The organism is Niabella yanshanensis, assembly GCF_034424215.1.
GTDB lineage: Bacteria > Bacteroidota > Bacteroidia > Chitinophagales > Chitinophagaceae > Niabella > Niabella yanshanensis.
In genome coordinates, this window is the sequence record NZ_CP139960.1 from 470,812 (window position 1) to 495,570 (window position 24,759).

Here is a 24,759-nt window from a genome sequence, read left to right on the forward strand (position 1 = left end):
TTATTTAACGTCTACCGGTATTTCCCAATCATCTGTTCTGAACGAAGATGCCGGAAATCCTGCTGTATTAAATAGCTCTCCTGTAGAATCATCTTTAAAAGCATAGCGAACGGCCACCGGATTCTTCACCTCTTTAGAGCTTATTTCTACGGCGCCATTTACCAGTTGCGCGGTGGCTGGGTAAAACTTTTGATCTTCACCTGCTATTTCAAATTGCGTAATGGGTTTGCCATAAGAAGTAAGCCCAACCGGTGCATTTTTAAATTTCACAATGGCTTTACCCTCTTTAATCGTCATCGATTCATATAAAGGACCTTCGCTGGCAAAGCCTTTGTATTGGTAAGTTTTAGCCAGCGCCTGCAGCGCAAGCCGCTTGCCAATTTCCTGCTTTTCGCGCGGATGTATAAAGCCGGCATCGCCAATATCCATGGTTACCGCCATACCACTATTAGGTATTTTGTCTAAGGCCTTACGCTGCGCATCTCTGAGGAATGCCGAATTCAATAAAGTATCCCCTTTTTTCTTGCTGCTGTTGTAATCAAAAGGTGCGATCTGTACATAATAAAAAGGAAGATCACCCTGGTTAAACTGGCTTCTCAACATCTGTACAAAATTCGGAAATAGGGTTTCATACTGTTTAGGACGATCTGCATTGGACTCACCCTGGTACCATATAAACCCTTTAACGCCGTACCCAATTACCGGGTGCAGCATACCATTGTATACTACGGTGGCGATTTTATTATTTAGACGCGATTGATCGTTGGGGGCGGGTAGAGGGAAGCCGTATTCCCTGAGGGATGCCGCGTCCATGAAAGACTCAACCGGCGTACCACCATAGCTCACATTGATCAGGCCGATTGGCACTTTTAAACGATCGTATAAAAATTTACCAAACGTATAACCGGTAGCGCTGAAATTGGCAACATCTTCCGGATTAGAAATCTTCCAGCTGAAATTTTTGCTGGTATCCCGGGGAGCCGCCTGGGTTGACCGGGGTATATTGTATAACCGGATCTGGTCGTTGGTTGAATTAAAAACGATATCATTCGAATGATTGATAGGTTGATTCGAAAAGCCCTTTAAAGGCATTTCCATATTTGATTGTCCGCTACAGATCCATACTTCCCCAATCAGAATATTTTTGATTTTCACGATTTGCCCGTCACTGATGGTAATTTCATAAGGACCACCGGCTTTCGGTGTCGCTACGGCTACTTTCCATTTTCCCTTGCTGTCGGGTTGAACAGTATATTTTTTGTTATTCCACGAAGTAGTAACAGTTACAGTATTCTTTTTATCGGTCCACCCCCAGATAGCCGGGGAGGCCTGCTGCTGAAGTACCATATTGTCGCTAAAAAACCAGGGTAATTTGAGTTTAGCCTGTGCTATCAAAGGTGTGATAAATAAAAGGCAGAGTGCCGTAAGAAATTTCATAATCGTTTTTTAAAAGAGGCCCGAAAATAAGAAAATTAAAAGTGTAATTAACGTTTATTAGCGCTTGACGTTATATATTATGGTGTGTGTTCTCAGTTGATAAATAAATAATTAAAGTCGCGCAGCCTAAAATTTTAATGTTAATTATGATGGTTTTGCAAAAAACTTTAATTTAGTTTTGCAGGAAGCATTTAAAGGAAAACTTTTGTCTGACATATATTGCCAAATATGGATGAAATAAAACAAGGCTCTCATAAAAATATCTGGTATGGAGTGGGGAGGCAACGGATCGAAATTCCACGCCCGGTTATCAAATCTAATGTGGTGAATAACCCTTTACTCAATGCTTTGTATATAGCAAGTCTTGGATTTTATCCAAAAGCCAAGGGACATTTTACCAAAAGAAGGCATGGATTACATGAAAATTTCCTTTTTTATTGTGTGGATGGTTATGGCTGGTACGAAATAAATGGTGAAAAGTATGAGGTGGGACCCAATGAATTTTTCATTCTTCCCCAAAATGTAGAACACGCTTATGCCAGCGCTACGCATGACCCCTGGAGTATTTACTGGGTACATTTTGGTGGTATCACTTTGCCCGATTTAAATAACCTGCATACCGTAAAAGAGCACTTCAAACCCCGGCATATAAAGGACAACGGTGAAGCTGTAATGGTTTTTAACAAGATGTATAAAGCTTTAGAACTGGGGTACAGCCTGGACAATTTATTATTTGCTAACTTTTGCCTGTCGCAGTTTTTATCTTTATTTATATACAATTCCCGTCATCATCCCGCTTCAAAAACAACCAAGAGCGATAGTGTTGATAACGCTATTTTATATATGCAGGAGCATATAACTGATATGCTGACACTTAAAGATATCAGTAGTTATTCTAATTATTCAGTATCGCGTTTTTCAAACCTCTTTAAGCAAAAAACAGGTTATGCTCCGATGGATTACTTCATGCAAATGAAGATTCAGCAGGCCTGCCAGCAACTGGATTTCACAGATAAATCTATAAAGGAAATTGCGTTAACCCTGGGCTTTGATGATCCGTATTATTTTTCCAAAAGATTTAAACAGGTAACGGGCATGCCTCCCATAAAGTACAGGGCGGTGAATAAAGACTAAGGAAGATGACTGAAGAAAGTTGACAGATGACGGATCGGCACAAAGATTCATTGCTCACTATCCGCCATAACCCGCTTTCTTAAACAATGGTGACTTCAACGCCCATTTCTTCCAGTGTTTTTACGGTATGAGCCGATATATTGCTGTCTGTAATAATTTGTTCAATATCATCAAGTCCGCAAATCTTCCCGAATCCGCGTTTCCCGAACTTGCTCGAGTCGGCCAGAACAATGGTCTTTTGCGAAGCGCCGATCATTTTCTTATTTAAAAGGGCTTCCATCATATTTGAGGTAGTCAGTCCGAAATCTGTATCAATTCCATCTACACCCAAAAATAATTTGCTGCAGGAAAAGTCCTGTAAAATAGATTCAGCATATATACCTGTTACGGAAGCCGAAGTTTTACGCATTAAACCTCCGAGCTGTATGACTTCCACATTATCCCGGTTCATGAGCTCCAATGCTACGTTTAGAGCCGATGTGACTACCGTTAAACCTTCCTTGGCCAAAAGGTTACGGGCAAAAAACTGAACCGTAGTGCCCGATGCAATAAGGATACAGTCGTTGGGCTCAACCAATGAAGCAGCATAGGCGCCTACTCTTTGTTTTTCGTTGGCCTGCAAAGTAACCTTTTCATCAACATGCCGGTCGGCGATATAAGGATTAGTAAGCGTAGCGCCCCCATGAGTCCGAAACAGCAGTTTTCTGTCTTCCAGGAACTGCAGATCTTTCCGGATGGTTACGGAAGATACATTTAGGTCGGTGCAGAGATCGGTAACTTTGATGCTTCCTTCTTTTTTGATCAGTTCAATAATATGTTGATGGCGCTCCAGTAAATTGCTCATAAGTACGTTACAAATTGAATGTGAGAATGCCAAAATTAACGAAAATACAATTCTATGTTTTGAATCTTCGCTATACTTTTACCTGGTTTAAGTAACTTTCATTATGAAAAGAAATCTCTACGCAGTTTTTATAGGTGCTATCTGTTTAATAACGGGTTCCTTGTATGCTCAACAAACTGTAAAAGTGATGAGCTATAATATACATCATTGTAATCCTCCGTCCAGGCCTGGCATTATCGACCTGGATGCCATCGCCAATGCCATCAGGAAACAAAACCCGGATATAGTAGCTTTACAGGAGGTTGATGTGAATACGGTCAGAAGCGGAAAAGTGAACCAGGCTGCGCAGCTGGCTCTTAAAACAGGATTGAAGTCATTCTATTTTGCCAAGGCGATCGATCATGAAGGAGGAGACTATGGAGTAGCCATCCTCTCGAAGTTTCCACTGGATGATATCAATACCTACCGATTGCCAATGGACACTTCTACAAAAGCTGAGCCGCGGGTTTTAGCAGTTGCTATTGCTACACTTCCGGGCGGTAAAAAAATAAGGGTGGCCAGTACACACCTGGATGCGCAAAAAGCACCTGTTAACAGGCTGCTACAAATAAAAGCTATTGATAGCATTGCTGCGTCAGAATCATTACCTTTTATTATTGCAGGCGATTTCAATGCAGAAGAAAACTCCGAAGTAATAAAAACGTTGGATAAGGGTTTTACAAGAACCTGTAATAATTGTGCCCCCACGATACCAGTCATCAATCCTAAAAAGGCAATAGACTTTATCGCCTATAAACCCGTGAAATTGCTACAGGCTAAAAGTCACGAGGTGATCAGTGAAACCTATGCCTCAGATCATTTACCTGTAGTGGCTGCTTTTGTAATACAATAGTATTCAGGTTTGCTTACTTAATGGGTTGACTCCACTTATTGCATTTTTCCATGAGTCTGCGGTATTTAAGTACCATCTGTTTGTGAAAAGATGGTACTTATCCATTTCTATTATTTCCGGGGCTTAGTAGAGGTTGTTTGGATTGGTACGATTTTTAATATATATCTTTATCTTAAATAACTTATAAAATCTTATCCAAATTGATATGCCTCAAAAAGTATTTAACGAGCGGATCAAGCAAATATTAATACTGGCGATTATCCTGCTGCTTATTATTACTATAATAAAAGAACTGGTTGGTTTTTTGCCCGGTCTTTTAGGTGCTGTAACCTTGTATATTGTGAGCCGCAAAAAATACTTCCGGTTTATTTATGACAAAAAATGGAAGAAAGGGTGGACCGCTATGGGGTTTATCCTCTTTTACCTGATAGTGGTAGGGATTCCCATCAGCCTGGCAGTAACATTAATTAGCCCTAAGATCAATAGTGTGCTTGAGAATCCTACACAAATATTAAACTCAGCCAAGCAAACCATTGACGTGGTACAAAAGAAGGTAGGGTTTGATCTGATATCAGAAAACTCTATTTCAAATGCTGTTAACAAAATAACAGCCTTCGTACCCAAACTCCTGAACAGTACTTTGAACCTGGTTTCTAACCTGGCTATTATGCTGTTTATATTATATTATATGCTCTATAATGGCGCCGGCATTGAAAAATACCTGAATAAGGCGGTACCACTGAAGAGACGTAACGTTAAGATTTTATCGGACGAAACCAAGAAGGTTGTTATTGCGAATGCCCTGGGTATTCCAATGATTTCTATTATTCAGGGAATTATAGCAACTATTGGATATGCATTATTTGGAGTACAGGACTGGGGCTTATATGGTTTTTTAACCGGCGTATGTGCTTTTTTCCCGGTGGTAGGCACCATGATCGTTTGGGTTCCTGTAGTCATATATATGTTTGCTACCGGCGATACGCTAAATGCCACTTTACTATTGCTATATCATGCTATTGTAACAGGTAATGTAGACTATATTGCGCGTATTACTTTATTGAAAAGAATAGGAGACACACATCCTGTTATCACTATTATGGGTGTGTTGGTAGGATTAAGCTTATTTGGTTTTGTGGGATTAGTATTCGGGCCTTTACTGATTAGTTATGTGATCGTAATGTATGATATTTACATGAACGAATTTGTTCATAATCACCCTGACGATGATGAAGAGCCTAAACCGGAACCTTTATCGCCGCAACTGGTAGAAGATGATCCCCAAAAAGCCTGACAGGGAAAGTCAGGCTAATATTTTTCACGCAATAGTTTGGCTACTACTTTATCAATCGGAAGCGTCATAACTCCTTCGTTAAAATACTCCCAGTCTACGAACCTGAAAATTTCTGATACCTGTTCGGGGTAAATGGCATCTCCATTATTTACAGGCAGGTCTAACGCTTCGAGCGGCCTGATCAGATAATAAACAGATACGATCTGGTGTTCGGGGTTAAAGGCAGATTGCTGAAAAAAATCGGTAGTATAGATATGGTCCACTACTTCAACGTCAATTCCTATTTCTTCTTTACATTCCCTGATAACGCAGTCGCGGGTACCTTCCCCGAGTTCTAACCCTCCGCCGGGAAACTTGGTTACTTCCAGGTTATTATAGTAAATCCGTTCGTCGCTTACCAGTACCTGCTTTTTATCATTTACCAATACGCCATATACGCGCAGGTTGATTGTATTGATCATCTTATTATCTTTATCCTTTTAAAAACCAACATTTCCCTCGAATACTTTTACTGCAGGGCCTTTTAACCAGATGTCATCATAAGAGCCATCAGCATTTCTGTTATAACTTACATTTAGTTTTCCGCCCAGCACTTCAATGTCTATTGAGTTGCGGCCTGTTTCCTGTTGGTAAAAGACCAGCGCAGCCGCTGTAACACCGGTTCCACAGGAAAAGGTTTCGTCTTCCACACCCCGTTCATAGGTTCTTACTTTGAGAGATCCTTTGCCCAATTCTTCAACAAAATTTACGTTGATGCCTTTTTCATTAAACTCATCGTTATACCTGATATTTCTGCCTTCGGTATAAACATCCATCTCTGCAAGGCCTGTTACTTTTTTAACATAGTGAGGCGACCCGGTATTCAAAACCGAATGTGTATCAAATTGACTAATGCCGGTTACATCCATCATTTTCAGGGAAACCAACCCATCAGTAATATCGGCAAGATGGTCGCCATCAACTGCCAGGAATTTAAAATTATTTCTGTCAATTCCGATGTCGTGCGCAAACTGAACAATGCAGCGCCCGCCGTTTCCACACATACTGCCTTCCCGTCCGTCTGCATTATAATACACCATTTCAAAATCGTACCCGGGTTTATTATTGAGTAGCATAAATCCATCAGCGCCAATGCCAAAACGGCGATCACAGATCTGGTGAATACGCTGCTGCGAAAGAGCGCTATGGTTTACTGCCCTGTTATCTACTATTACAAAATCATTCCCGGTTCCCTGGTATTTATAAAAGCGCATTTTTTCTATTTGTTTCTTTAATATCAAAATTATTTTACCCTCCTAAATCATGGCCCACGTTAGAACAGGGTTCTTCGGGGCAGGCGCATACTTCATTCCTGATGGAACTATTATGTTCCTGATATTGCCCTAAATAATGAAAGCTATGTTTCTATGTGTTTAAGAAAAATAAACAACCGGGTCTTTGATTGTTTAACAGCTCTATCCTTAAAAATGTTGTACAAATATAGAAAGGAAAGTCTTGATCAGGCTTTCTACAGCGGCTTTGCCATCCTTACTAAATTCTTTTTTCACCCGGTTCGCTACAATGGCATTCAGGGCCAGGCAGTGATGGCCTAACAATTTACCCAGGCCATAGATAGCCGAGGTTTCCATTTCAAAATTAGTAATGCGATGTTGGCCAAAACTGAAGTCGGTAAGGCGGTCTATTAAGTTGGGATTGCTGATACCTAATCGCAATACGCGGCCCTGCGGCCCATAAAACCCCGGGCAGGTTACGGTAATACCCTGGTGAAAGCCCTGAGCAAAATGCTTGAGCAGGGAAGGAGCAGCGCCGGTAACGTAGGGTTCACCTTTAACCTGAGTGTGCGTTATAAAAGACTGAAGCAACAGCGCTTCTTCGTCATTTCTTTCATGCAGGTAAAAATTAAGCAGGTTATCAATGCCCAGGCCATGGGTTGATGCCACAAACTCATCAACACCAATATCGCCCTGTAAAGAGCCTGAAGTGCCCACCCGGATGATATTCAGCGCAGTGAGGTTTTCCTTTACCTGGCGGGTTTCAAAGTCAATATTTACCAGTGCATCCAGCTCGTTCATTACAATATCTATATTATCCGGCCCAATACCGGAAGAAAGTACAGTCAATCTTTTTCCTCCAATGGTTCCGGTATGGGTAACAAATTCCCGGTGCTGTTGCTGCACTTCTATATGATCAAAATATTTGCTGAATTCTTTTACACGGTCAGGATCTCCAACGGTGATAACAGTACCCGCCAACTCTTCCGGTCTCAGGTCTAAATGGTATACCGCGCCCCGGTTATTTAATATCAATTCACTTTCGGCTATCCTGCTCATAATAATTTAGTGTATTGTTGATGAAAATTTATCAAAAATACCCTATTTTTGCAAGCCTTCAAAGAAAAGGTCTCTATCGGCCTACTGCGGATAGACAGAAAAAAGGGTCTCGTGGCCGAGTGGCTAGGCAGAGCTCTGCAAAAGCTCGTACAGCGGTTCGAATCCGCTCGAGACCTCGAAAAATAAAAGAACCGCTTCAATAAATTGAGGCGGTTTTTTTATAGCTTTGAGAACGATTGTCTTGTCCGGTGTAGAACGAATTGTACATAGCCTGGTTGATATTTTCCTGCTACTTTACGGGTTGAGGGCATTGGTTGCTTATATTAAAAGAAGACGAAATTTACTTTATGACCGGCAGGTATGATGTATGGAATGTGTTTTTTAAGAATAAGTACCCTATATACCAAAATATCGCAGGAGGCAGCCTTTCCATCTTAAGCAGACAGGAATAACTATAGTTAACCCACCCTGACAGGTTTTACTATTCCAGATCGATTGCAGATAGTCGGGTTCCGGAATTTCGTACAAACTGAGAGGAAGGGATAAGGGCAAAATAATAGCTTACAGCTTTTTTAAAAAGTTTATGAATTTGTCATTCAATAAAACCAACTGATGAAAAGAAGAAAATTTATCGGCCAGACTGCCCAGGCTGCTGCCGCCCTAACTATTTTACCATCGTATGTGATGGGAGGTAAATCTCATGTGGCGCCCAGCGACCGGATCAATATCGGGTATATAGGATTGGGAAAACAATCCGATACGTTGCTCAGGGGAATAAGTGCGTGTAAGGAAGCTTATGTTAGCGCAGTTTGTGATGTTGATACAAAGAAACTGGAGCATTTTTATCAGCGTGCTTTAAAGGTCAATGAAAATAAAGGCATAGCGGGTATTGAACGCTTTAAACATTACCGCGAGCTGCTTGCCATGAAAGGGCTTGATGCTGTAGTTATTGCAACGCCGGATCACTGGCATGCACAAATGGCCGTAGACGCTGCCGCCGCTGGCAAAGATATTTATTGTGAAAAGCCGCTGGCGCTCACCATAGCAGAAGGAAGAGCAATGGTAGACGCGACGCGTAAATATAAACGCGTTTTTCAAACGGGTAGTATGCAACGTTCATCCTACAATTTCAGGCAGGCTGCAGAACTGGTGGCTAATCACTATATCGGGAAGATCAAAGAAATTAATGTGTCGGTTGGAGAGCCGGTGATGCAATGCGACCTGCCGTCTTTACCTGCTCCGGAATACCTGGATTGGGATCTGTGGATAGGTCCGTCTATGTACAGGGGTTATAATCCGGTTTTGGCGCCCCCCATTGAAGATCCCAAATGGGCCTGGTGGCGGGGCTACCAGGGCTTTGGTGGCGGATACATTACGGATTGGGGCGCCCATATGTTTGATATTGTTCAATGGGCGCTGGGAATGGATCAATCAGGCCCTGTGGAATTTGTAGCCCCTGATGAACCTGCAGCAAAAACAGGTTTGTATTACGTATATGCCAATGGAATTAAAGTGCATCACAAGAAATGGGGAGAAGGTAATGCAATCCAGTTTATTGGAGAGAAGGGCACCATTGAAGTAAGCCGTTCATTCTTACGCAGCAATCCCGCAGATATTGTAAATACTAAATTCAGCACAAAAGATAAAAGACTTTACTTTAGCGACAATCATTACCAGGACTGGATTAACGCGATTAAAAAAAGATCCAGGCCCATCTGCGACGTAGAAATAGGTCATCGCACTGCTACGATTTGCAATGCAGTAAATATTGCTTACGAATTACAACGTAGCTTAAAATGGAATCCTAAGAAAGAGATGTTTAACGACGAAAGCGCTAATATGATGAGGTCGAGACCCTACCGGGGAAAATGGGATTTTACCAAATTTTAAAAGATGAGTACGGCTTAAGAAAGATCGCGGCAATCCCTTAGCCGCTCTTCAACAACTATCAATGACTTATTACCGGTTAGTTTTTATGACTTCCATTTTCAGATAGGTTAAAGCATTTTTGCTACCCCACATAATTTGCCTGAGCGCAGCCTGAGATACGAAAGAGTATCGGAACTGTTGGATCCCCTGCAGTGGGATGATTCTTTTGCCCGTTAATGGGTAGAAGCGGTTGGGCGCGGCTTCGGCATACCGGCTTCGAAAGTTAGGTGAAGAGCTATGGAAATTTTGCCCGAAATAAGTCTCAGCACTATCACCTGTGGTATTTGAATTTAAATTCGCCGGAGTAAATCCTATCGAATGTCTGCCCTGCGGATCAACAACCGTAATCATATTACCGGTAACCATGCCTACCGAATGGGTACCGTCTGGATTAATAGCAACAACAGTATTACCTGTTTGAATAACCGGGGAATGGGTGCCGTCTGCGTTTATTACTACCGATTGGGCACTGCTGGTTATAGCTGCTCCTAAAAGCAACAACAACACACTGATTTTTTTTTGCATAACAGGGGCTCCGTTTTGCAAAAGAAGTAACCGGCTGACAAAAGGTTGCAAAAGATCCTGGTCGATACCGCTTTAAGACAAAGTTTTTTTAAGCTCTTGGGAAGATTTTGAAGCGCTGATAATCTTACTATATAAATGCCCCGATTTTTTTAACGCTCTCTTCAAAATCTTCGCGGGCTACCTTTGATTTGTTTTTCATTTTCGTTCGATAATTATAAATGGTATTAACTGAATAACCCAGGAAGCGGGCAATTTTCGAACTGTCAGAAATACCCAGTCTGATTAATGCATAAATACGTAATTCGGTATTCAATACTTCGCCTTTTTTTACAATAATCTGTTCTTCATCATTCAATAATGCATTGAACCGGGTCAGGAAATCGGGGAACAAATTAATAAACATGGTATCGAAGTTCAAAAATAATTCTTTCGATTCTTCAGCCTTTAGCGAGTTATCCCTGGTGATATTATAAAGGCCTTCATATTGCCGCCCCTGCAGCTTTTTGTTTACCATCAGCCTGTAGTTGTCCAGCTTGATAATATACTTAGCGCATTCATCCAGGAAATAGGCAATATATTCCTGCTTGATGTGGTCGGCCTCGGCAACTTCCAGGTTTCTTTTTTTAAGCTCTTCATTCATATCAGAGAGCTTTGCATTCAGCAATTCCTGTTCCCCGTTTATTTCTTTTAACTTACGGCTAAATGCCTGCCCCTTCTTCATTTGCTTATAAACATACACAACAGAAATCGTAAGCAGTACTGATAAAATGCACACAATAATCAATACAGCCTGCAGCTCCTTGTTCTTTTTGTCGTTCTGGCTCTGGTACTCCTTGTCTATAATAGCCTGGATATTTAATATTTCAGAGCTCCGGATACGTGTATTATAATCTTTGATGTTATCCAGGCAAAATCGTATATACTGGTAGGCACGGTTAATATCTCCCTCACGCATCAAAAGCGCAGCAAGTATAGATATAGAAGCATTATCCTTTATAGCCAGCTGAACGTCTGAAATAGCTGATAAGGCCAGGTATTTTTTTTCGTTACTGACATCGCCCATTTTTCGGTAAATTAGAGAACGATGGAAAGTAACCAATGCATAGGGCACGGTCAGGGGCCGGGTTAATTTTAGTCTTTGATCATTTATTTTAAGTGCTTCAGTGAAATCATTCTTTACCCTCAGCGATTTTTCTATACTTCTCAGGTGCTCTTCTGAGGTATCAGGTGTTATGTTCATCATCAGGTCATCGAAATGCCGCGCCTGCTCCCAGTAGTTATGTCGCTCCCTGGCATTCTGACTATAAGATCCCAGCCCCAGGTAAAGTTCCCTGTAAGCAAGAAAGAAGTCCAGGTGTTGCTGTAAACTCAACGTCTCCTCTTTCACTTTCTCTAAAAGTTCCCTGGCTTCAAAGTACATGCCCAACCTTACAAAAAGTGTTGCCGAAGCAATACGGGTTTCATTGATACGGCTTATATCGTTCAGGCTATCGGCAATGCTTATGTTCTGATTTAGATAATAGATAGCCGAGTCGGACATGTAATTTTTGTACGCGTTATACAAATCCCTGTTGATCGAATAGGTTTCTAAAGCATTGTTTTTAAGTTCTCTTTTTTCAACTTTGAGCTCATTGATCTTTTGCTCTTTGAGTTCCTCGTAAACATGCTTATTCTTTATTTTATCATCCAGGATCGTTAACAGCGAATCCGGGGTCTGGGCAGATACGGCAATTTGTTTAAGCAGTAATAATCCTGATATCAATAAAACCTTTCTCATAATGTTGGTCAAACAGTATACATTCCGACCAAATATATGAAAATCAAAACTTGGATTGATGATAAATTCAGGCTTAAAACAGGTTCTGCGCGCGAAAAATCCCCGCTGCAAAGAAATACTGCTTTGCCCCGGGATTTTTATTGATTACCACCGAAATACTATTGAGCGCCTACCACAACGGGCCACAACGGATTTTGCACCAGCAGGTTTCCCTTGCTTTTATTGATTTCATTCTGGGGCACCGGATACCAGTAATATTCTTTTACCCACCTGCGCTCTTCCAGTTTGGTGCGTTTAAAAAATGAATCCGGATCTGAAAGCGTTTTTACAGTGGTAGTCACGTTGCCGAAGGTCATTGCTACATTGTCGAAGCCGTTCATATTCATGCCGCTCATACGTGTAATATCACCATCCACACCACCTTTGTCAGGTTGATTTCCGGCCACCGGGTCGCAGATCATCCATCTGCGCATATCAAACCAGCGTTGGCCCTCGCCCAACAATTCTACATGGCGCTCCTGTACAATTGCTTTAAACTGGGCATCTTTATTGCCTATTACATTAGTTTTAGTTCCATTGCCATGCATTTCAGCATAACCGGGTATCCCGGCACGTGATCTCACCCTGTCAATATACTCAACAATTTTAGGATCACCAGGGTTGATCTCATTTAAAACTTCTGCATAATAAAGATAAAAGTCAGCCAGCCTGAAAAGAATGGAAGGTCGGGACCAGGAAGTGTAAACGGTAAACGGGCTACCCGGCGCACCAGGCACAGCAATCGATGTTAGTCCCTGGGCTATGCGCCTGTGTTTGAACTTGTAGAGCAAGTAGCCTGCCCTGGGCCAGTTTTCGCCGCCGGCAATACCTGACGGCTTTCCACGACCGTACCATTGGTAATAAGTACCATTAGCATTATTATGCTCGTTAGCATGAATATGCCAGCTTTTACCGTTATATCCCACAGTGGCGTAAAAGCGGGGCTCACGGTTGGCATACATATTAAAGATGTTTTGATCGGCATGATTGTTAACGTGGGTTGGATTATTTACCGTTGCAAACCCATTTTCCCGGTATCCGGATCCCTGGTCATAGATCGTAAGCCCGTTATCCATAAAAAAAGCATCCACTGATTCCTGTGATATACCGATATTGGCAAAGTTAGTTGGACTTGCATAAAGATCTACCGGATTAGAACGGCGTTCCTGTGCGTTGGGGTTACTGTATTCATTATAAGCGGTCGCCCAAATGATCTCATCATTATATTTCTGAAACACCTGGTACACCGATTCATTCGGATTGATTTCTGATGTATTGGCATAATACTCCACGTGTAGCTTATGACCCAATCCGTGCGCATAGTTTAGAAAAGCTTCCAGGTGTGTTTTTGCTGTTTGTACCTTTTCAGGATTATAGTCGGGAAATAAACGTGTACCGTCGTTGTTAGAAATGGAAAGACTTTCGGGAAAGCCGCCGTTAAATAGTTTGGAAGAAGCATATACCCATAATTTAGCTCTGAGCGCGTAGGTGGCAACAAGGGTAGGGCGCACCATTTCCCCGGTATTATAAGTAATGGTGGATCCGCTCATCTGCCTGATGGTTGCCGGCAACCTGCCTGCATCGATCACTTCTCCCAGCAAACCATCTATATAATGAATCACTTCGTCCATAGAGGTACGGGCATAGTCCAGGTTTTGATCTTCCGGGTCAGCCAGATCAGTAATTACCGGCACGGGGCCATACAGTTCAAGCAGTGTAAAATAAGAATAGGCGAGTAAAAACCTGGCTTCATCTTTCATTCGGTCTACTTCGCTCTGGGGAAGCCCGTTGTTGCCTGAGCCGGCAATAGGCTTGGCTCTTTGTAAGAAGATCAAAGCCTGCCTGATGTACCTGTACTGGGTAGCCCACCTGTGATAAGCAGCATTGCCGGCCGTGTAACCGGAGACCATAGTATTACGGGCAAAATTGGCCACTATTTCTCCTGATATAGCAGCCCAGGGGTTGCTCATGGCATCGGCACTTGAGGCATTTTTTGAGTATTCAATAATACAGTTAAATATGTTGGCATGCCAGCGTTTGGTATAGGCGGCATTTTCAAATACACCGTCAATAGTGAGGTTGTCGGCAAGCTCTGAAGATACATCCAGGTATTTTTTGCAGGACGTCGTAACCAATACGCCTGTCATCAACGCGCCGAAAAGGATTTTATTAAATATTTTCATCTGTGTATGTTTTAATGCTTCCGGCTAAATGAAACATTGAATAAAATAATTCAATGATATTAAGCCTGTTTTAGCTGAAGGATATGCTTAAAAATTTACGTTTAATCCGAATGTCCAGGTAGAGCTGATGGGGTAGCGGGAACCTGAGCGGCCGGTTATTTCAGGATCCCAGAACTTCACTTTATCCCATGTATGCAGGTTTTCACCCTGCAGGTAAAGCCTGATGGCCTGAAGGTGCATGCGCTTTACCCAATTCTGCTTTAGCGAATAACCCAGTTCCATATTTTTAAAACGCATATAAGACGCATCGCGGTACCACCAGGTGCTTTGACGCGTATTGTTTCCGCTGTTCACCGTGCTTAATCTTGGAAATAATACGTTCTGGTTGTAAGGGTCTTCATAGGTCCAGCGATCCATTGATTCTTCCCGCAATGCTTCATCTGTGATAGAGCGCAGGAAGGGGTAAAAGTTTTCGGCTTTATTCAGCAGGTAGGTTGAAAAGCGGCCTGCTCCCTGGAAGAAAACCGCAGCGGTAAATCCTCTCCACTCTGCTGTTAATCCAAAACCGTATACAATACCAGGCGTACTGCCTGAAAAGAAACCATTGGCATAAGTCTGATCGTAATTATCGATTACTCCATCGCCATTCAGGTCCTTGTAACGTATATCACCAGGGGATACAGCCAGTCTCGGATCGGGCAGGCCGCTTTTTAACTGATAGCTTTGAGAGCCGTTGGGATTAGTGGTAATGGTAAAATCATCTGGTGTATAAAGCCCTTCGGCTATATAAATAAATGGCTGGCCAATGCTTTGCCCGGTATAAGCCTGGTAGGCAAAGGGCTGCGGTATTTCGTCATATTCTACCACTTTATTTTTGGTATAAGTATAATTAACGCGTGCACTCAGGGTTAATTCATTGAACTTTTGTGTTCCGGTAATGTTCATATCCAGTCCCCGGTTATTGGTGCGTCCAAAATTTTGCATCGGGGCTACCCGCAAACCGGCAACAGTAGGCAGTGTGTTGCGACGCATTAATATATCATAACGTTCATTATAGAAGAAGTCGATTGTTGCATCAATATGGCCATTGAGCAACCCGATGTCAATGCCGGCATTGAATTTATCTTCTTCTTCCCATTTTAACTGGGGGGTAGCGTAGTCACTTTCTACTATACCAGCTCCGGGACTTCCTGCGCCCTGGCCATTATTCCCCACTCCGGAGCCGCCCGTCCAGCTAAAATTGTATCCCGCATCGCCTTCATTCAGCTTTTCGCGATAAGGGAAACGGCCCAGGTCTCCGGACAGTACGTCATTCCCTGTTTTACCATAAGAAAGACGGAATTTCAACTTGTTGATCGCAGTAGCAAGCGGGCTCCAGAATTTTTCATGGCTGACCCACCAGGCAGCTCCTACGGCAGGGAAAAATCCCCAACGGTTGCCGCTTGCAAAGTTTTCACTGCCCGTCATACCGGCGCTGGCTTCCAGCAGGTAACGCCCATCAAAGCCGTAGGTACCCCGGGCAACCAGGCTTTGTTTACGGTAAGGCAGCATTTCAAGGCCATTTCCCCTGTTCTGGTATTGCCTTTCTCTTTGGTTGTACAATACAAGACCCGTTACATCATGTTTGTTAAACATTCTTTTATAGTCAAATGCCGTTTCAATATAAGTATTGCGTTCTCCCGAACTGCCCGCTGCAGTAGGATTGGATAAAGCAGCTCCCCCGCGGATCTGGTTAAAGATGAGGTTACCTTCTGCATCGCGGGAATTGGCATAGTAAGACACCGCTTCTTTGGTGCGGTTCACTCTTCCCTGCGACAGGTTATCGAATCCAACTGCACCACGCCAGGAGAGCCCCCTGGTGATAACGTTCAGTTTTTGCGATAAGGCCACTTTGGATTGTAAAGTCACTTCCTGGTTTCTGCTATACCCCATATTGTTTAGCAGGTTATACGGGTTGGCGCGTTCTGCAGTACCTACCGAACCCGCAGAATATACCGGATGCTCCGCAAATGTACCGTCTGAATAAACCATCGGAAAAAGATAGCGTGGCGCCAGGGACATAATACTCCATAGCTGATCTGCCGTAGAGATAGGCGCATTCTGTTTTACGAAAATACCCGAAAGGTCTACCGACATTTTAGTTGTTTTGGTAAGATCCATATCGATATTGGATCGTAGATTAAAACGTTCATACTTCAGGTTGGCATTATAATTTTCAACGGTATTGCTGTTATATAATCCCTCTTCGGTATAATAGGCGCCTGATGTAAAAAAGCGGACACGTTCTCCACCGCCCCTGAAATTAATAGTATAACGGGAAACGTTGGTGTGCGGCTTCAGCAGGTCGAGCCAGTTGGTATTAGGATATAAATCGGGATCTGCACCGGTAAGGTATTTTTCGAGTGTTATATCATCATAGGTAGGAACCCAGCCGGTTAAAGGGTTGCCTTTCTCGTTCCAGGTAGCCTCGTTATAAAGGTTCAGGGTTCTGTACGAATCCAGCGATTGAGGAACCCTTATCGGTTTACGCACGGCATGCTGCAAATCGGCTGTAATAGATGTTTTGGATTGCGTCCCCCGTTTCGTAGTCACCAATACCACACCATTAGCACCTTCAGCACCGTACACGGCGGTTGCCGCTGCATCTTTGAGCACTGAAAAAGTTTCGATATCCTCAACGGGTATATTGCTCATATCGCTTGCATTACGGGGCACACCATCAATAATGATTAACGGATTGGTACCTCCGGCAAAAGAGCTTACACCCCGTATCCAGAAGTTCGAGTTATCATATCCGGGCTCACCCGAAGGCTGAATCGCAATAATGCCGGGGAGTCTGCCTGCCAAAGAATTCGATAAACTTCTCCCGGTAACCGAAAGGTCTTTAGCTGTGACGGTACTGATAGAGGATACAACGCTTTCCTTCTTTTGCTGACCGAACCCTACGACCACCACTTCTTCCATATTAGCGGTGCCTACGGTAATCCGTACGTTGATAACCTGTTCATCAGCTTTGATTACACGCTCTTCCGTGTTGTGGCCTACATAAGTGAATACTAAAGTGTTCCCCGTTGCTGCCTCTATTTTATATTGGCCTGATTCGTTAGTATTAGTAGTTACCGGCTGATCTTTTACCGATACGGTTACGCCGGAAACCGGGTTGCCTTCGACGTCTGTAACCAACCCGCTGACAGTTCTGTTTTGCGCAAAAAGCTCAAAAGGCATGCCGCATACCAGGAGCAGGAATAATAGTTGGAAATGCCGGGATACATGAATCCCCTGCGTATGATTGTTTCGTATTTTAAATTTCATGAGTGCTTTAGTTCTGGTGATTTATTCTATATCGATAACTACAGATGCCGGAGTAACTTTGGTATCCAATGTAAATACATAGGTTCTTCCATTTCCAAGCGATCGGTTACTTCCCGTAGCAATGATCTGGCCGACGCTGCTGGCCGTTGCAGGTTTGAGCTCAAAGCGTGCCGAACCAGCAGAGGAACTGGGGGAACCCGGGCTTCCATAAAGTGTTTGTGTAAGTATAAGACTGAATGGACTGCTCATAGAACGACTGTTTTGGTAGAACGAGATACCGGCCGTACTACCCGATACATTACTCAGGAATAGGGTGGTGCCTGCAACCAGTTTTACCTGGTAGATCCCGTTACCCATTGGTGCCATGGCTTTATTCCTCTCAGGATTCCAGAGTGTCGGGTTACTGGCCATTGAAGGGAAGCCGAGGCGTTCTGCCGGCGCCGAGCCAGCCTGGTCGCCCACACCTCCATTGATCCAAACGCCGCCTGTTTTGGTGGTGGTGTTGAAATCCGCCAGGACATTTCCATTCATCGGCTCAATTTTAAAGTATCTCAGGTTTTGATCGGCCCTCACACGATACTTACCGCTTGCCGCCCTGAATTTGTAAGAGCCGTCACTATTTTTATCCAGAAAAGTCGGGTCCATCCACCACTGGGAAATATCTGTAAATCCATCTATAATGATAGATTGATTTTGTACGAAGTCGTGCTCAATAACTGCGGCATTGGCTTCAAAAGCGGGGAACTCGATATTGCCGAATGCGGGTTTAAGGAATGGTTTTCCCTCAAAACTTTTTATGTCAAAAGATACCGTGAAGGGAGCGCCCGGCGCACTGGCTGTTTGAAAGGGAATAGAATCCTGATTGGTAGCATTCGCTATAATTGTTTTGCCTCCAAAATAGAAGCGGTTGCCATTTTCGCCATAAGCAGGGGCTTCTATCAAAGCGTTTAATTTATTGGAAGGAAATGCCTGCGTAACCGCATATTGATAAGGTTCTCCTGCTACAGGCTCCATGCGATAGTCTCCGTAAGCTGTTTTTAAGGTCAGGTAGGGGAATTTCGGGCGCGTAACCTGGATCGGAATGATCGCGGTGGAGTAATTGAAATTCTTGTTTTTGATCATTACCTGTATCTCGGCAGTACCGTCTGCTATACCTTTTACAAATGGTACCAATAGCCGGTTGGTATATGCACCTCCCTCTTTTACAGGGATCAGGCTTTCCGATATTTTTTCGTCACCCCGGAAAAAGGAGACCTTAATACTGCTCAGCGGATAGGTTCCGCTTACGGTAGTGGTAAGAGGAATGCTGTCACCCATATAGGCAACCCCGGCAGTTTGATGCGATGTAATCACCGGCGTGTCAATGTCCGCTTTTTTCTTACAGGAGCAAAGCGACAAAAAAGCCCCGAGTACCAGCAGGAGATTTTTTTTCTTTCTCATACAGCTTTTAATGAATCGTTAGATATGTAAAATTTATAATGCTAAATTTTCGGCAGTACGCCGCGATGTGTCAGGGATATATTGTGACACTACCCTTGGGTAAATTAATTTTAAGTCATGCGCTTTTGATTTTTTTTTAGTTAAGCAATTGGTCTGTTATACCTTACTTCTGTGCAGTAAGAATATTTACGATGCAGCATCGTTCATCATCTGGCATTACCGTTTCTACAAAGATTGGTTGTTAAAATGCCTGTAGAAGAGCCGGAAGGCAAAAAATGAAACTTTTAGACGAGTTAATTATATCTAATACTTTGATTATAAATAAATTAATCGTTTATGTATTGGAGAATTAAGTAGTGAATTATGAGGTTTTGCCAGGTCTTATAAAGTAAACTGCCAGCTTTAGCTGTATACAGAGCGTTGCCCTGAGGGCTCATTTTTTATTGGTTTTTAAAGACGGGTGTATCAATGTAATTAGCTTGTTTTTAATTTCTTAACTGACTCATCACAATTGGATGATCTCATTCTTTACTATATGGTGTAATAGCCACAGTTGTAAATAATATGTTTGTGCCCGATTGATTTGTTTAGCTTAATTATATCAACGATAGCTGTCATACTTATCCTGCTTTAAAACGGGTTTTAGAATTGTTCCATTCATTAACTTGTTTTTAAAAAAATAAGATATACGCAATAAGTTTAATATAATGTAGCGCCAAAAGCATCATGTCATTTCAGTACATACAAGTAAAAAGAAAACAGTATTATGAGAAAAATTTGCTGGGTTGTTTTATTCTTACTGGCCTCAAAAACCGGATTACAGGCTCAATGGTTATGGGACGCAAAAAAAATGCACGCCATTAAAAGCAGGTTAACATCTTTAACGTATGCGTCTGCGTATAGCGCGTTGATGGCACAGGCCGACCGGGATCTTAGCAGGAATACCTATTCTGTGGTTCAGAAAAAGGGGGTAGCTCCCAGTGGCGATAAACACGATTATGTGAGCCTGAGCCGTTACTGGTGGCCCAATCCTAATACAGCCGATGGATTACCCTATGTCTATAAAGACGGCCAGTCTAACCCTGAGTTGGAACGCTACGACCGTAATACCCTGGGAGATATGTGCGCGGCTGTCAAAAACCTTTCACTTGCTTTTTTCTATAGTGGCGAGGAGAAGTATGCGCAGAAAGCCGTAAAACTCCTGCGGGCCTGGTTCCTGGATAAAGCGACACTCATGAACCCCAATCTTGAATATTCTCAGTTTATCCCTGGTAAAGACAATTCAAAAGGAAGGCCCGAAGGGTTAATTGACAGCTATTCTTTTGTTGAGCTGCTGAACAGCATCCAGTTATTAAAGACCTCCAAAAGTTATACAACAAATGATGAAGAAGGATTGAAACGATGGTTTGGCAGGTTTGCAAAGTGGCTGCAGGAAAGCCAGCAGGGCAAGAAGGAGAAAGCAGCTAAAAATAACCACGCCACAGCGTATGATTCGCAGCTGATTTACTATTTGCTGTTTTCTGGAAATGAGCCTGCGGCCAGGGATATTATCAATGATTTTGCATCAAAAAGAATATTCGCGCAAATAGAACCTGATGGTAAGCAGCCTAATGAATTATGGCGTACGCTTGCTTATCATTATTCACAATACAACCTCAGCCATATGCTTGATGTTTGTGCAGTAGCCAGCAAGCTGGGTGTTAACCTGCTGGACAAAAAATCGGCCGACGGAAGATCCATCTACACCGCTATGGACTATTTGGTTAGCTTTTTAGGTAAGGAAGTGGGCAGCTGGCCTTATAAACAAATTAGTGGTTGGGAGGCTAAACAACAGGATATTTGTAAGGACCTGGTTCGCATCCTCGATATGAACCCTTCCCTGCAGGTATACCAGGCCCTTTTTCAGAAATATGCCCGTCAGGATATTGCTGACCAGTGGAGATTACTCTACGGAGCCGATGACTTAGTAAGCCGGTTCTTTACATTTGCTTCCGCCCAATTTGATTATGCCATGAACCGCGTGGAGGCGGTTTATAACGAGTCGGCTAATAAAAAGGCGGTGCTGCCAAGGTCTGTAGATAAAGAAGGGAAGCTGGCACTGGTAGCACCCCGTGACTGGTGTTCCGGTTTTTTCCCCGGATCGTTGTGGATGATGTATGGTTACACCGGGGCGGATAAATGGCGAACAGCCGCCGACCGGTATACCCGTTTGGTTGAACCGGAAAAAAATGACCGTAGCTCGCATGACGTAGGGTTTAAGATCAACTGTTCTTACGGGAACGGGTACCATTTAACAAAAAATGCAGGCTATAAAAGCGTAATCGTACAGGCGGCCGCCACATTGTCTAAGAGATTCAATCCAGGTGTGGGAGCCATACGGTCCTGGGATTTCAATCGTGAGGTTTGGCAGTACCCGGTGATCATTGATAATATGATGAACCTGGAGCTGTTATTTGAAGCGGCCCGGCTTACAGGAAATCAGGATTATTACAGGATTGCAGACACACATGCCGCCACTACCTTAAAAAATCATTTCCGTCCCGACTACTCATCCTACCATGTTGTGGATTATGATACTGCTACATCAAAGGTGAGGAAAAAGAATACACATCAGGGCTATGCAGATGGTTCGGCATGGGCAAGAGGACAGGCCTGGGCTTTGTATGGTTATACGATGAGCTACCGTTATACCCGTAATCCTTCTTATTTAAAACAGGCGCAGGGTGTTGCGCAATTTATTCTTAAGAACAGGCATTTACCTGCTGATCTTATTCCTTATTGGGATTACAATGACCCCGCTATTCCAAAAGCGCCGAGAGATGCATCAGCCGCTTGCATTACTGCTTCCGCTTTGTATGAGCTGGCCAGGTATAGCCCAAACGACAGCAGCTTTTACAGCCAAACCGGAGATGCCATTGTCGGCAATTTGCTTCAGTATTACCAGGCCAAAGAAAAGGCTGACGAAGGTTTTTTGCTATTGCATTCAACAGGTCACTATCCCCACCACAGTGAAGTAGATGTACCCATCAGCTATGCCGATTACTATTTTCTGGAAGCGCTTACACGCAGAAAAGGCCTGGAAGCCGGGTTATAATGCCGCCAAACATTTTTTGGAACCTAGTTATTCAGCAGCAAAAGGAAATGAGCAAACAAAACCGTAAAACTATGATCAGGAGTATAAAAATAACATTATTACTAATCTGCTTATTTGCATCCCTATATTTTACGGGATGTGGAAAGCGCAACAATGGCGATAGTTTTATTCCGGACCAGGAGATAAAAAAGCCTTCGCCCGGAAATAATGATCCCGACAGCAAAACAATCAATTTTAACCGCACCGACGGTACCTATACCAAAGCTATGGCGGCTGGCGACTTTGGAGTACCTATAGAAATGACCTGGCAAAATACAGATATTATCAGTAACCAGGCCCGGGTACGCATACCGGCCAACACGCTTTCGCAGGGAAATATCGTCAATATTGACGTAGCTGACGGCACAGAATATGAACTATCGTTCAAAGTCAAATTTGGAAATGGTTTTGACTGGAGCCGGGGTGGAAAGCTTGGTTTCGGTTTTCATATCGGAAACGGCTATACCGGCTGTAATAAGGCAGATAACGGATTAGGCGGCTCAGCACGCCTGATGTGGTATAATGCTACAGGCAGTAAAACCAATAAGGTTACATCCGGAAGCTATTTTCGTCCTTATGTTTATTACAAAGATATGCCTGAAACCTGTGGTAACAGTTTTGGAAAACAAAGTAAAGAGCTGACTATCGACACCTGGTACACCATTAAGATAAAGGTAAAAAGTAATACCGGTTCTAATACCGATGGTCTGGTGGTTTACGAAGTAGATGGAGAAAACCTGCTGACACAAGCGATCAGATGGACCACCAATGATGCCTACCGGAAAATAAAATATATTACCTTCCACACTTTCAGAGGTGGCAGCCAGGAATATTGGCAGGCGACAACCGATGGTAATATTTTTTATGATGATGTTGTTATTAAAAGAATTGCCGGTTAATAAGCCCGGTATTTTTTAATAGCCCGCCAGGGAGATCAAAAGCGCAATGAATCATTGGAAAAGATTCCCTGAATAATTTCATTTCTATTCAATAAATTGATAATCATTGTTTTTTATTTTTCCTGACGCGTTTTTGACGTATCCTTTTTTTTGGAAATCATACCTTTGGTACTGCATATTTGTAAGCTGATACGCAAATGAGAATTGCTTGCTATTTGCAGCGTTGAGGCATGGGTTACTTCGAAAATCAAACAGGACTCCTGTACACTGCGCTATCATTACTGTGATCTGCTCATGGTTCAGGTCGTACAGAAATATTTTTATTAACCTTTTATAAACTAACGATGATAAGAACGGCTGGCTTGTTTTTAGCAATGATATTATTGGGCGCGTCTCTCTGGGCCACGCCCTCCTTCAATGAAAAACCACAAAAAGTGGTAGTTGCCTATGTAACTTCCTGGACCCAGGCACTGCCCGATACAAGATATGTGACCCATATCAATTATGCTTTTGGACATGTTACAGAAACATTTGACGGGGTGAGAATTGACAATCCGCAGCGGTTAAAAACCGTGGCTGCCTTAAAAACGGCAAGTAAAGAACTAAAAGTACTGCTTTCCATTGGGGGCTGGGGCAGCGGGCGCTTCAGCGAAATGGCCGCTGACAATAATAACCGTAAAAAGTTTGCGGACGATTGCGCCCGCGTGGTTAAAGAATATGACTTGGATGGTATTGATATTGATTGGGAGTATCCCACCAGCAAAGCGGGAGGCATTTCCGCTTCTGATGATGATACAAAGAATTTTACATTGCTGATGGAAGACATACGGGAAGCCATCGGGAAGAGAAAATTGCTGACATTGGCAACAGTGATGAGCGGAAAGTACATCGACTTTGCGGCCATTAAGGACCTGGTAGACTTTGTAAATATTATGGCCTATGATTCTGGAAATCCTCCCAAACACCATGCTGCCTTACACCGTTCAGAAATGACTGGTTCCGGGTCAGGAGAAGAAGGTGTGAACGCCCATCATGCAGCCGGTATGCCTGTTGATAAGCTGGTTTTGGGTATACCTTTTTACGGAAGGGGCAATAATAAAGACATCAAGGGGTTTGTACATTATAGAGACCTCATTAAACTAACCGGTTTTGAAAGTAAATGGGACGCCATTGCCAAAGTACCTTACCTCGTCAACGCTGCCGGGGAAATGGTGTGCACTTACGAAACGCCCGAGTCAATAAAAATAAAAGCTGCCTTTATTAATGCGAATAATTTACGGGGCGCTATGTACTGGGAGTATGCGGGCGATACAGATGACGGTCTTCTAAGCAGGACCGTTTTCGAAGAGGTAATGAAAGCTGCATCGGGCAAAAAATAAAAGTTCAATTAATATAACAGATCGCTTATCGCAAGGAATCCGGGGCGAAAGAAGCGCAGTAATTCTTATTGCGCAGCTATTGCTATTTATTAATGAACTTGTTTAAAATTTCCGGTATCCCATCCCTACAGGACAATAACGAACTCGTTCGATAGTGTTGTTACCAATCTAAGGTCTCTTCGGGACTAGATATTGGTATAAAAAAATCCATT

At 43.0% G+C, this 24,759-nt stretch carries 17 protein-coding genes and 1 tRNA gene; 8 read left to right on the top strand and 10 right to left on the bottom strand.

What is annotated here, in order from left to right:
- The gene (locus U0035_RS01650; RefSeq protein ID WP_114793273.1) at positions 1-1,437 is read right to left on the bottom strand and encodes a sialate O-acetylesterase; all 1,437 of its coding nucleotides are present in this window, start codon (positions 1,435-1,437) and stop codon (positions 1-3) included.
- Positions 1,438-1,665: 228 nt separating this feature from the next.
- Here U0035_RS01650 and U0035_RS01655 point away from each other — a divergent pair, with 228 nt between their 5' ends.
- Complete coding sequence (locus tag U0035_RS01655) at positions 1,666-2,571, top strand: helix-turn-helix domain-containing protein (RefSeq protein WP_114793272.1); 906 nt, start codon at positions 1,666-1,668, stop codon at positions 2,569-2,571.
- Between the two features lie 79 nt (positions 2,572-2,650).
- On the opposite strand, the gene U0035_RS01660 is transcribed toward U0035_RS01655, so the two are convergent.
- Positions 2,651-3,415, bottom strand: a complete 765-nt coding sequence (locus tag U0035_RS01660; protein ID WP_114793271.1) for a DeoR/GlpR family DNA-binding transcription regulator — start codon at positions 3,413-3,415, stop codon at positions 2,651-2,653.
- A gap of 103 nt (positions 3,416-3,518) precedes the next feature.
- On the opposite strand from U0035_RS01660, the gene U0035_RS01665 reads away from it, so the two are divergent.
- Positions 3,519-4,307 carry an endonuclease/exonuclease/phosphatase family protein gene (locus tag U0035_RS01665; protein WP_211316565.1) on the top strand — a complete coding sequence of 263 codons (789 nt, stop codon included), beginning with the start codon at positions 3,519-3,521 and terminating at the stop codon, positions 4,305-4,307.
- A 205-nt stretch (positions 4,308-4,512) separates the two neighbouring features.
- Positions 4,513-5,601 (top strand): AI-2E family transporter, encoded by a 1,089-nt coding sequence (locus U0035_RS01670; RefSeq protein WP_114793269.1) that lies wholly within the window; start codon positions 4,513-4,515, stop codon positions 5,599-5,601.
- A gap of 14 nt (positions 5,602-5,615) precedes the next feature.
- On the opposite strand, the gene U0035_RS01675 is transcribed toward U0035_RS01670, so the two are convergent.
- The 3 genes from U0035_RS01675 to U0035_RS01685 all read right to left on the bottom strand — a co-directional run bounded on the left by U0035_RS01675 (position 5,616) and on the right by U0035_RS01685 (position 7,931).
- A complete protein-coding gene (locus U0035_RS01675; RefSeq protein WP_114793268.1) occupies positions 5,616-6,062 on the bottom strand; it encodes an NUDIX domain-containing protein in 447 nt (148 codons plus the stop codon).
- Positions 6,063-6,080: 18 nt separating this feature from the next.
- Positions 6,081-6,854, bottom strand: a complete 774-nt coding sequence (gene dapF / locus U0035_RS01680) for a diaminopimelate epimerase (RefSeq protein WP_114793267.1) — start codon at positions 6,852-6,854, stop codon at positions 6,081-6,083.
- 207 nt (positions 6,855-7,061) lie between these two features.
- Positions 7,062-7,931, bottom strand: a complete 870-nt coding sequence (locus U0035_RS01685) for a nucleoside phosphorylase (protein ID WP_114793266.1) — start codon at positions 7,929-7,931, stop codon at positions 7,062-7,064.
- A 105-nt stretch (positions 7,932-8,036) separates the two neighbouring features.
- On the opposite strand from U0035_RS01685, the gene U0035_RS01690 reads away from it, so the two are divergent.
- Both U0035_RS01690 and U0035_RS01695 read left to right on the top strand, forming a co-directional pair.
- Positions 8,037-8,107: transfer RNA gene (locus U0035_RS01690), tRNA-Cys, on the top strand.
- Positions 8,108-8,543: 436 nt separating this feature from the next.
- Entirely contained in the window at positions 8,544-9,821 is a 1,278-nt protein-coding gene (locus U0035_RS01695; protein WP_114793265.1) for a Gfo/Idh/MocA family protein, read from the top strand.
- A 69-nt stretch (positions 9,822-9,890) separates the two neighbouring features.
- On the opposite strand, the gene U0035_RS01700 is transcribed toward U0035_RS01695, so the two are convergent.
- From U0035_RS01700 to U0035_RS01720, 5 genes are all read right to left on the bottom strand, one after another.
- Entirely contained in the window at positions 9,891-10,385 is a 495-nt protein-coding gene (locus tag U0035_RS01700) for a hypothetical protein (protein ID WP_114793264.1), read from the bottom strand.
- Between the two features lie 127 nt (positions 10,386-10,512).
- Positions 10,513-12,162, bottom strand: coding sequence for a SusR family glycan utilization regulator (gene susR / locus U0035_RS01705; protein ID WP_114793263.1), 1,650 nt, complete (start codon positions 12,160-12,162; stop codon positions 10,513-10,515).
- Positions 12,163-12,320: 158 nt separating this feature from the next.
- Positions 12,321-14,384 carry a RagB/SusD family nutrient uptake outer membrane protein gene (locus tag U0035_RS01710; RefSeq protein ID WP_114793262.1) on the bottom strand — a complete coding sequence of 688 codons (2,064 nt, stop codon included), beginning with the start codon at positions 14,382-14,384 and terminating at the stop codon, positions 12,321-12,323.
- Positions 14,385-14,471: 87 nt separating this feature from the next.
- Positions 14,472-17,696, bottom strand: a complete 3,225-nt coding sequence (locus U0035_RS01715; protein ID WP_114793261.1) for a SusC/RagA family TonB-linked outer membrane protein — start codon at positions 17,694-17,696, stop codon at positions 14,472-14,474.
- A gap of 21 nt (positions 17,697-17,717) precedes the next feature.
- Complete coding sequence (locus U0035_RS01720; protein ID WP_114793260.1) at positions 17,718-19,136, bottom strand: DUF5125 domain-containing protein; 1,419 nt, start codon at positions 19,134-19,136, stop codon at positions 17,718-17,720.
- 766 nt (positions 19,137-19,902) lie between these two features.
- Here U0035_RS01720 and U0035_RS01725 point away from each other — a divergent pair.
- The 3 genes from U0035_RS01725 (at position 19,903) to U0035_RS01735 (ending at position 24,547) form a co-directional block, all read left to right on the top strand.
- Positions 19,903-22,230, top strand: a complete 2,328-nt coding sequence (locus U0035_RS01725) for an alginate lyase family protein (RefSeq protein ID WP_211316564.1) — start codon at positions 19,903-19,905, stop codon at positions 22,228-22,230.
- 71 nt (positions 22,231-22,301) lie between these two features.
- Positions 22,302-23,168 carry a polysaccharide lyase gene (locus tag U0035_RS01730; RefSeq protein ID WP_114793282.1) on the top strand — a complete coding sequence of 289 codons (867 nt, stop codon included), beginning with the start codon at positions 22,302-22,304 and terminating at the stop codon, positions 23,166-23,168.
- A 344-nt stretch (positions 23,169-23,512) separates the two neighbouring features.
- A complete protein-coding gene (locus U0035_RS01735; protein ID WP_114793258.1) occupies positions 23,513-24,547 on the top strand; it encodes a glycoside hydrolase family 18 protein in 1,035 nt (344 codons plus the stop codon).
- Positions 24,548-24,759: the final 212 nt, after the last annotated feature.